The organism is Tateyamaria sp., from assembly GCF_059783535.1.
Genome location: NZ_JBYNDP010000003.1, coordinates 80,429 through 88,936, shown reverse-complemented (window position 1 = coordinate 88,936; position 8,508 = coordinate 80,429). Strand labels below are relative to the sequence as shown.

Annotated in this window: 6 protein-coding genes; 4 read left to right on the top strand and 2 right to left on the bottom strand. The window is 58.2% G+C overall.

The genetic code is table 11. The features are described from left to right. On the bottom strand, positions 1-1,217 hold a 1,217-nt coding region (locus AC6RA8_RS01485), incomplete at its 3' end, for an NAD(P)/FAD-dependent oxidoreductase (RefSeq protein ID WP_500350353.1). 116 nt (positions 1,218-1,333) lie between these two features. Between AC6RA8_RS01485 and AC6RA8_RS01480 the strand changes: the two genes are divergently transcribed. Genes AC6RA8_RS01480 through AC6RA8_RS01465 form a run of 4 tightly spaced genes read left to right on the top strand, consistent with a single transcriptional unit; the run spans position 1,334 to position 5,653 of the window. Then, positions 1,334-2,035 carry a GntR family transcriptional regulator gene (locus AC6RA8_RS01480; RefSeq protein WP_500350352.1) on the top strand — a complete coding sequence of 234 codons (702 nt, stop codon included), beginning with the start codon at positions 1,334-1,336 and terminating at the stop codon, positions 2,033-2,035. After that, positions 2,032-2,787 (top strand): aspartate/glutamate racemase family protein, encoded by a 756-nt coding sequence (locus AC6RA8_RS01475; RefSeq protein ID WP_500350351.1) that lies wholly within the window; start codon positions 2,032-2,034, stop codon positions 2,785-2,787. The genes AC6RA8_RS01480 and AC6RA8_RS01475 overlap by 4 nt, the downstream gene beginning before the upstream one ends. Next, positions 2,784-3,905 (top strand): enolase C-terminal domain-like protein, encoded by a 1,122-nt coding sequence (locus tag AC6RA8_RS01470; protein WP_500350350.1) that lies wholly within the window; start codon positions 2,784-2,786, stop codon positions 3,903-3,905. Before AC6RA8_RS01475 ends, AC6RA8_RS01470 begins: the two co-directional genes overlap by 4 nt. An 11-nt stretch (positions 3,906-3,916) precedes the next feature. Then, on the top strand, positions 3,917-5,653 hold the full coding sequence (locus tag AC6RA8_RS01465) for a thiamine pyrophosphate-binding protein (RefSeq protein ID WP_500350349.1): 1,737 nt from the start codon (positions 3,917-3,919) through the stop codon (positions 5,651-5,653). 18 nt (positions 5,654-5,671) lie between these two features. Here the strand turns inward: AC6RA8_RS01465 and gcvP are convergent, their stop codons facing one another. After that, the gene (gene gcvP, locus AC6RA8_RS01460) at positions 5,672-8,503 is read right to left on the bottom strand and encodes an aminomethyl-transferring glycine dehydrogenase (RefSeq protein WP_500350348.1); all 2,832 of its coding nucleotides are present in this window, start codon (positions 8,501-8,503) and stop codon (positions 5,672-5,674) included. Between the last annotated feature and the right edge of the window lie 5 nt (positions 8,504-8,508).

The following is an 8,508-nucleotide window of genomic DNA, read 5'->3' as shown; positions in this document are numbered from 1 at the left end:
GCACTTATGTCAGTATTTACGGGCTGTTCCGCGACAAGACCTGCGGTGATCCTTCCCGTTTTCGGCCCACCGGTCAATCCAATATGATGGTGGCCGAAGGCTGTGAAAACGCCCGTCTCGCCCACCTGCCCAATTAATGGAAGGCTGTCGGACGGGGCAGGGCGATGGCCCAGCCACTCGACCTCCTCGTTATGGGTCAGGTTGGGAAAGCTGGCTTTGGCGTGTCTGCGCAGAAAGTCCAGGGGAGGCTTTGAAGGCCCAGCAGACAAGCCTCCGAACTCCACAATGCCTGCGCATCGCAAACCGGCGGCCATCGGGGTCGCAACAAATTTTCCGCTGGCGACCATTATCGGGTGGGATGGTCCGCCCTCGGCCCCTTTGAAGATGATATGATAGCCGCGTTCTGTTTCGATCGGGATTGATAGGCCCAGTTTCTGCATCAAGGATTTGGACCAAACACCGGTCGCCAGGATCGCTTGATCGCAAGCATGTGGCCGCTGATCTGTCTGCACTCCCTTGATCTTGCCGTTCACGAGTTCGAAATCCTTGATCTCAGCCCGAAGGATCGTGCCGCCAAGCTTTTCGAACTCTACCGCCAACGCTTTAACGTAGCTGCCTGGGTCGCGAACGTATCCATGGTCCTGCATCGTCGCCAGCAGTCCTACGTCTGGTGACAGGTTGGGCTCATATTCTCGTGCAGCGTCACCTTCCCGGATGATCGGCTCAAACCCCGAATCCCGGCGCAGGCTCCATGTATAGGCGTCGGCCTCGAACGCGGCGCGGTTTGCATATGCAAAGGAATAATCACTGTCGCTCACCCAGCTTGCTGCCTTGGTGTCAGCTGCGAGCGCTTTGTGCTGGTCCACGCTGTCCCCGACAATAGTGGTTAGTCCATTGGCAATGCGGCGCGTGTCGTGGTCATTGGCGTTCGACAGATATTTTAGCACCCAGGGCAGCAGTTTCGGAAAGTAACCCCAGCGCATGAATAGGGGGAAGTCTGGGTTCATGAGCATCCGGGGCGCTTTACGCGTCAGCCCCGGCGCAGTCACGGGCGCAATGGAACAAGCTGCGAGGACACCAGCATTGCCGTGCGAAGTGCCTTCGCCCGGGGGCTGCCGGTCGATGATTGTGACTTCTGCCTCGCTGATGCGGCGCAGCCAAATCCCCGTTGAGACGCCGACGATGCCGGCCCCGGCTATGATAACACGCTTCGGCATTGCCTTGGTACTTGGCTCCCGAGTTGTAGTTGAAATTGTATACAGATCAATGCACAGACTTGTGCGCAATGCAAGGGCTGCGCTAGGGTGCCCTTGACACATCGGGATACCAAGAGATGAACCACGCCACACCCGAGATGAATGACACGGTCAGTGCGATTTATGTGCAGTTGCGTGAGATGGCGGCATCCTTTGCCTTCAAGCCGGGCGAAAGGATCAACGAGTCATCGTTATCGCGAGACTTGGGCGCCAGCCGCACGCCGTTGCGCGAAGCACTGAATCGTCTGGTCGCGGAAGGGTTTGTTGAGTTTCGCGCCGGGCGCGGTTTCTTTTGCCGGACCCTGTCGGACAAACGGATCATTCATTTGTATCAGGCCCGAATGGCGATCGAATGCGAGGCTGTGCGTCAGGCAGCGACCTATGCCGATCCCGCTGAGTTGCAGACAATAGACGCATCGCTGGATCTGACGGCAGATGAATATGCAAGCTGCAGGAATCCCATCCGGTTGATGGAACTGGATGAGGCATTCCATCTGCATCTGGCCAGCTTGTCGGGCAATCCCGAACTATTGGGCATGCTAAAGACAATCTATGACAAGATTCGCTTTGTCCGCACTGCTGATCTGCGACGTTTGCAAGCTGGCAGGCGTACGACAACGGAACGGCACCGGGCGATATTGAATATTGTCCGCACCGGCAATGGTGCTGCGGCCTCCGCTGCCATGCGTGATCATATCGAACATCGTGCGCAACATGCATCCGAGGCTGTGCGCCTTGCCTTTGCCGATCTTTATGCACCGCAGGATGAGCTGACATGACAACATATGGCGGCAAGACAGTCTTCGGTGCGACGGTGGGCATCCTTATGCTGAACACGAGGTTTCCGCGTATTCCCGGCGACATTGGTAACGCAGCTACTTGGCCGTTCCCCGTCCAGTTCAAGGTTGTTCCGGCGGCTACGCCTGACAATGTGGTGCGCGGTGATGCGGCGCCTTTGTTGGATGCGTTTGTCGAGGCAGGTCGCGAGTTGGTCGATCTTGGGTGTGACGGTATTGCGACGAATTGCGGGTTCCTCGTGCCCTTTCAACATGACATGTCGCGCGCTCTTGGTGTGCCGGTTGCATCGTCGTCACTGTTGCAGGCACTTCTAATTCATCGGTCGCTGCCTGCAGAGCAGTCGTTGGGCATCTTGACCATTTCGTCCGAAACACTGACCCCTGCGCATCTGGAGGCTGCGGGCATTGCCCCCAGTACCCCGGTTGAAGGCACGGGGGCTGGGTCGCATTTCACGACGAGCATTCTGGATGACGTGGCAGAGATCGATTTTGATCAGGCCCGGGCGGACAACATCGCCGCCGCCAAACGGCTTGTGTTGGAACACCCGCAAGTTGGGGCCATCCTGCTCGAATGCACCAACATGGTGCCTTATGCTGCCGACATCCGGCGCGCAACGGGGCGTCCGGTGTTTTCGATCTACACCTACCTGACATGGTTTCAGGCCGGGTTGCTACCACGGCGTTTCCCTATGGATCTGAACGACATTCGCCACGGTGAGGCCGAGCCGAGATGAGCGACCACCGTATCGCCGAGATGCGCCTTCATTGCGTGTCCATTCCGGCCAAGGCGGTGCATTCGCATGGGTCGGGCGATGTGGGTGGGATCAATGTGGTCCTGTGCGAGCTTGTAACTGACACTGGCTTGACCGGTTGGGGTGAGGCATCGCCCTGGCCGGTTTTCACCGGAACGGTCGAGGGCAATGTCGCTGCGCTGCATGTGCATTTTCGCCCTTATGTCATCGGGCGTGATCCGGTGTTGGTTGAACCGATCCTGAATGATGCAGCCCGCGCCCTTGTGGGCCATAACGAGGCGAAAGCCGCGCTGGAATGCGCGCTGCTGGACATAATGGGGCAGATCGCGGGCTTGCCCGTGGCCGAGTTGATGGGGGGACGGCACCGCGACAGCATTCCGCTCAGTTTTTCCGTTGCGAACCCTGATTTCAACGCCGATCTGGAGGATATCGCATGCATCTGGGACAGTGGTGTGAGGATCTTCAAGCTGAAGACTGGGTTTGCCGATCACGCCTTTGACCTGATGCGCCTTGAAAGGTTGCGAGAGCGATATGGCGACGATATCAGCTTGCGCATTGACTACAATCAGGGTCTGCCCGCCTATGACGCGATCCGGCATGTTCGTGACCTCGAAACGTTCCGCCCGGAATTCGTTGAACAACCTGTCAAGCGATACGAGCGCGAGGTGTTGGCCGAGATCACCCGCGCCGTCGATGTTCCGATAATGGCCGATGAAAGTGTGTTCGATGTGCGCGATGCAACGCGAGGTGCGGCGGCCCGCATGGCCGATATCTTCTCGCTTAAAACCGCCAAATCGGGTGGCATCCGCCGATGTATCGAGATTGCGGCGATCGCGCGGGCGGCTGGCATCGAGGTCTATGGCGGCTGCATGTTTGAAACGTCCATCGCCCATACTGCAGGTGCGCATCTGATGGCAGCGATCCCGGACCTGACCCTTGGCTGTGAATTTTACATGTCCACATTTTATGCGGAGGCGGATCTGACGGAAACACCGTTCCCGGTAAGTGAGGGCCATGTCCATGTGCCCATAACTCCTGGCCTTGGGGTCGTACCTGACCCGGAGACGCTGGCGCGTTACCGCACGCAGCTGCTGACATAGGAAGGTTGCTGATGCCAAACGTACCATCCCCTCAACGTATGAATGGCGCGCAGGCGCTGTTGCGGATGCTCGAATTGCACGATGTTACCCACGTTTTTGGATTGCCGGGGGAAACGACAATCGGGTGGTACAAGGAATGGCGCGCCCATTCAGATATTGAGTTTGTCCTGACACGCGATGAGCGCACTGCATCCTATGCGGCGGAGGCTTATGCCAAGATTACGGGGAAACCGTGCGTGTTGGAGGCTCCCAGCCCGGGAGTTACCCACTGCACCCCGGGCATCACCGAAGCATTCCTCAGCTCGGTCCCAATCATCTTTTTCAGCTCTGACATTCCGATCAATCAAGACAAGAGACATGGGCTGACGGGTGTTGATCAGACCGCCCTTTATGACAGCATCTGCAAGGAATCCTTTGTCATCACCAAGGTCAGCGAAATCCCGTTTCTTGTGCGGCGCGCCTTTCGCGTCGCAACCTCGGGCAGGCCAGCGCCGGTCCATATCCGCGTACCGATCAACATTTTTGGGGAAGAGGCAGAGGTCTCGAACCTCTATGCCGAAGCTGACTACAGCGCCTATCCCGCGCATCGTCCGGTGGCGGATCACGGCAAGATCCGGTCAGCCATCGATGTGTTGCTGGCCGCCGAGAAACCGGCGATTGTGTGCGGCCAGGGTGGGCTGATCTCACAGGCGTCAGAGGTCATTGTCGAACTGGCCGAGCTGCTGCAAATCCCGGTTGGCACCACGACGCCGGGCAAAGGTACAATCCCCGAGGATCACCCACTGGCCCTGCGCGTCATCGGTGGGCGCGGTGGGATGGAGTATTCCAATCAATATGTCCACGACGCCGATACGATCTTTTTCATCGGGTCGAACACGGACAGTGCCGCCACTGATCACTGGAAGCTGTATGGCGATCCGCGCACCAAAACCTTTATGCATCTCGACATCGCCGAAGCGCATATCGGTAACAATTTCCCGGTCGAGGTCGGCATGGTTGGAGATGCGCGGGCAAGCCTTGACTACATGGTTGAGATCATCAAGGCTGAGCACCCCAATCTTGATCGCCCACGCGTCGACTTGATCACGATGAAAAAGACGGCGCTCGATAACGTGTTCAACTCGAATATCCCGATGCCCGAGGGGACAATCTCACCCGTCAAACTGTCGCAGGCGCTGGATAGGCTGATGCCCGACGACGCAATCGTCACTTCTGAACCCGGGGTCAGTGCAATCTATCCCTCGGCGCTGTTGACGTTTCGCAGGGCAGGGCGGCGGTACATCACCAACTATTCCATGGGAGCGCTTGGCTATTCCGTTCCGGCTGCGCTGGGTGCGGCCTATGCCAGTAATGGCCCGGTGATTTCGTTCACGGGGGACGGATCGTTTAGCTTTGTGATGGGGGACATGGAAACGATCAAGCGGTCCGGCAAGAACGTGACCATCATCCTGACCCGGAATGACAGTTTTGGCTGGATTCGTGGCGAAGCTGTTTTGCTGGATAATGTGGATGCCCCTTGGTCGACGGATTTCGGCGCGGTGGATTACCTTAAGGTGGCCGAGGGGTTCGGATTTGCCACCGCGCGGGTCACGTCGGAGGCGGATATCGAGCCCATCTTGGCAAGCGCCATTGCGCATGACGGGGCAAGTTTCATTGAGATCATGGTGCCCACTCAGGACAAGATCGTGCCCTTTGTGCCCAATTGGGTGCGTGCGGCCAGGGCCAAGAACCTGCCGCACTTCTATTGATCGCATGGGGCACCGCCCTCAGGTATAGTCCTTCATCGGCGGGCAGGTGCAGGACAGGTTTCTATCGCCCCAGACGTTGTCGACGCGATTGACCGGGGGCCAATATTTGTCGACGCGGAAGGATCCGGTTGGGAAGCATCCGCTTTCGCGGCTGTAGGGGCGATCCCAGTCCCTGACCAAATCCTCCATTGTGTGTGGCGCGTTCTTGAGCGGGTTGTTCTCGGGATCCATGGCGCCGTCTTCGATGGCCCGGATTTCGGCGCGGATGCCAAGCATTGCATCGCAGAAACGGTCCAACTCGGCCTTTGTCTCGGACTCGGTTGGTTCGATCATCAATGTACCGGCGACCGGCCATGACATGGTCGGTGCGTGGAACCCGCAATCGGCCAACCGCTTGGCGATATCATCTACTGAGATGTGTGCGCTGTCCGCAAAGGGGCGTGTGTCGATGATGCATTCGTGCGCGACGCGCCCTGTTGGACCCTTGTAGAGCACATCAAATGCCCCTTCGAGGCGTTTGGCGATGTAGTTGGCATTCAGGATCGCAACCCGCGTCGCCTGTGTCAGACCTTCGCCACCCATCATCAGGCAGTAGGCCCACGAGATCGGCAGCAGTGACGGCGAACCGAATGCGGCTGCGCTGACTGCACCTTCGCCTCCGTTTGGATCGCCGGGCAGGTGGGGCGTGAGGTGGCCTTTGACCCCGATGGGGCCCATGCCGGGACCGCCACCACCATGCGGGATGCAGAATGTCTTGTGCAGATTAAGGTGGCTGACGTCTCCACCCAGATCGCCTGGACGGCTGAGGCCGACCATCGCGTTCATGTTGGCGCCGTCGATATAGACCTGCCCCCCCGCATCATGGGTGATCTGGCACGCCTCAATCACGGTCTCTTCGAAGACGCCGTGGGTCGATGGATAGGTGATCATACAACCGGCAAGGTTGTCCCTGTGCTCAGCCACCTTGGCCCGGAAATCATCCAGATCAATGTCGCCGTTATCTGCTGACTTCACCGGCACCACCTTCCATCCGACCATCTGGGCGGATGCAGGATTTGTACCGTGGGCGCTCATTGGGATGAGGCATATGTTGCGATGACCTTCGCCGTTGGCCCGGTGCCAGCTTGCTATGGTCAGAAGGCCTGCATATTCGCCCTGCGCGCCCGAGTTGGGTTGCATGGAAATCGCGTCGTAGCCAGTAACGTCGCATAGCTTGGCCGACAGATCCTCGATCATCTCGATATACCCGGCGGCTTGGTCCTTGGGGCAGTAGGGGTGCAGCAGCGAGAATTCACGCCAACTGACTGGCATCATTTCGGCCGCCGAGTTCAGCTTCATCGTGCATGATCCAAGCGGGATCATTGCGCGGTCCAGCGCAAGATCACGGTCTGCCAACCTGCGCATGTAGCGCATCATTTCCGTCTCGGCCCGGTTCATGTGAAAGATCGGGTGAGTCATGAAGTCGGATGTGCGGATCAGCTTCTCCGGCATGTTGTAATGCGGCGTGTAATCCTTGTCCTGCCGTTCGATCCCGAACGCGCGCCAGACTTTTTCGATGGTGGCTGGGCGTGTGCGTTCGTCCAGTGTGATACCAACAGCGGTCGATCCGACGGCACGCAGATTGATCCCTTCATCAACGGCGGACTTGATCACAGCCGATTGCAATGGCCCGACATCGACGGTGATCGTGTCGAAGAAGGTGGCCGGGCGCACATCAAAGCCCGCCTGTTTCAACCCTTCTGCCAATCGTGCTGTCTTTCGATGGATGCGCTGTGCAATGGCCTTCAGGCCTTCAGGTCCGTGGAAAACGCCGTAGAACCCGGCCATGACGGCCAGCAATGCTTGCGCAGTACAGACATTTGATGTCGCCTTTTCCCGGCGGATGTGCTGCTCGCGCGTTTGCAGGGACAACCGGTAGGCCCGATTGCCAAAGCTGTCGACCGAAACACCGACGATCCGGCCCGGCATGTTGCGGGCATAGTTGGCCTTGGTTGCCATATAGGCCGCGTGTGGACCGCCATAGCCGACTGGCACGCCAAAGCGTTGTGTTGTTCCCACGGCAATGTCTGCCCCCATCGCGCCGGGTTCCTTGAGCAGCGTCAGTGACAGCGGGTCAGCCGAGATGATGCCAATTGCTTTGTTTTCATGCAGCTTGGCGATTTGATCGGTAAAATCCCGGATGTGGCCGTAGGTGCCGGGATATTGGAAGATCGCGCCAAACACGGTGCTGGCGTCCAGATCATCCGGGTTACCAACCGTAATTTCAATGCCCAGCGGCTGGGCGCGTGTCTTCATGACAGCGATGTTCTGAGGATGGCAGTTTTCATCCACGAAAAAGCCGTTAGCCTTCGACTTGCTGACTCGCTGCGCCATGGTCATCGCCTCGGCGCACGCTGTTGCTTCGTCCAGCAGTGAAGCGTTGGCAATCTCAAGCCCGGTCAGGTCCGACACCATTGTCTGGAAGTTCAACAACGCCTCAAGCCGACCTTGGCTGATTTCAGGCTGGTACGGCGTATAAGCGGTGTACCACGCGGGGTTTTCAAGGATGTTGCGCTGGATGGCTGGCGGCGTGACCGTCCCATGATATCCCTGCCCAATCAGTGAGGTCAGCACCTTGTTCTTCGAGGCCGTGACCCGCATGTGATGCAAGAGCTCACGCTCTGACTTGGCTTTGCCGAAATCCAGCGGTTCCTTTTGCCTTATATTTGCAGGGATCGTATCGTCGATCAGCGCGTCGAGGTCCTTCGCCCCCACCACTTTCAGCATCTCTTCCATTTCGGCGGGGGATGGCCCGATATGACGGCGGTTCGCAAAATCATAGGGCAGATAGTCGGTGGGTTTGAAAGTCATCAGGC

Bases quoted from the DNA above. Each gene is read 5' to 3' on its own strand.
- AC6RA8_RS01465 (WP_500350349.1), top strand. From the start codon at position 3,917: ATGCCAAACGTACCATCCCCTCAACGTATGAATGGCGCGCAGGCGCTG.
- AC6RA8_RS01470 (WP_500350350.1), top strand. From the start codon at position 2,784: ATGAGCGACCACCGTATCGCCGAGATGCGCCTTCATTGCGTGTCCATT.
- AC6RA8_RS01475 (WP_500350351.1), top strand. From the start codon at position 2,032: ATGACAACATATGGCGGCAAGACAGTCTTCGGTGCGACGGTGGGCATC.
- gcvP (WP_500350348.1), bottom strand. From the start codon at position 8,503: ATGACTTTCAAACCCACCGACTATCTGCCCTATGATTTTGCGAACCGC.
- AC6RA8_RS01480 (WP_500350352.1), top strand. From the start codon at position 1,334: ATGAACCACGCCACACCCGAGATGAATGACACGGTCAGTGCGATTTAT.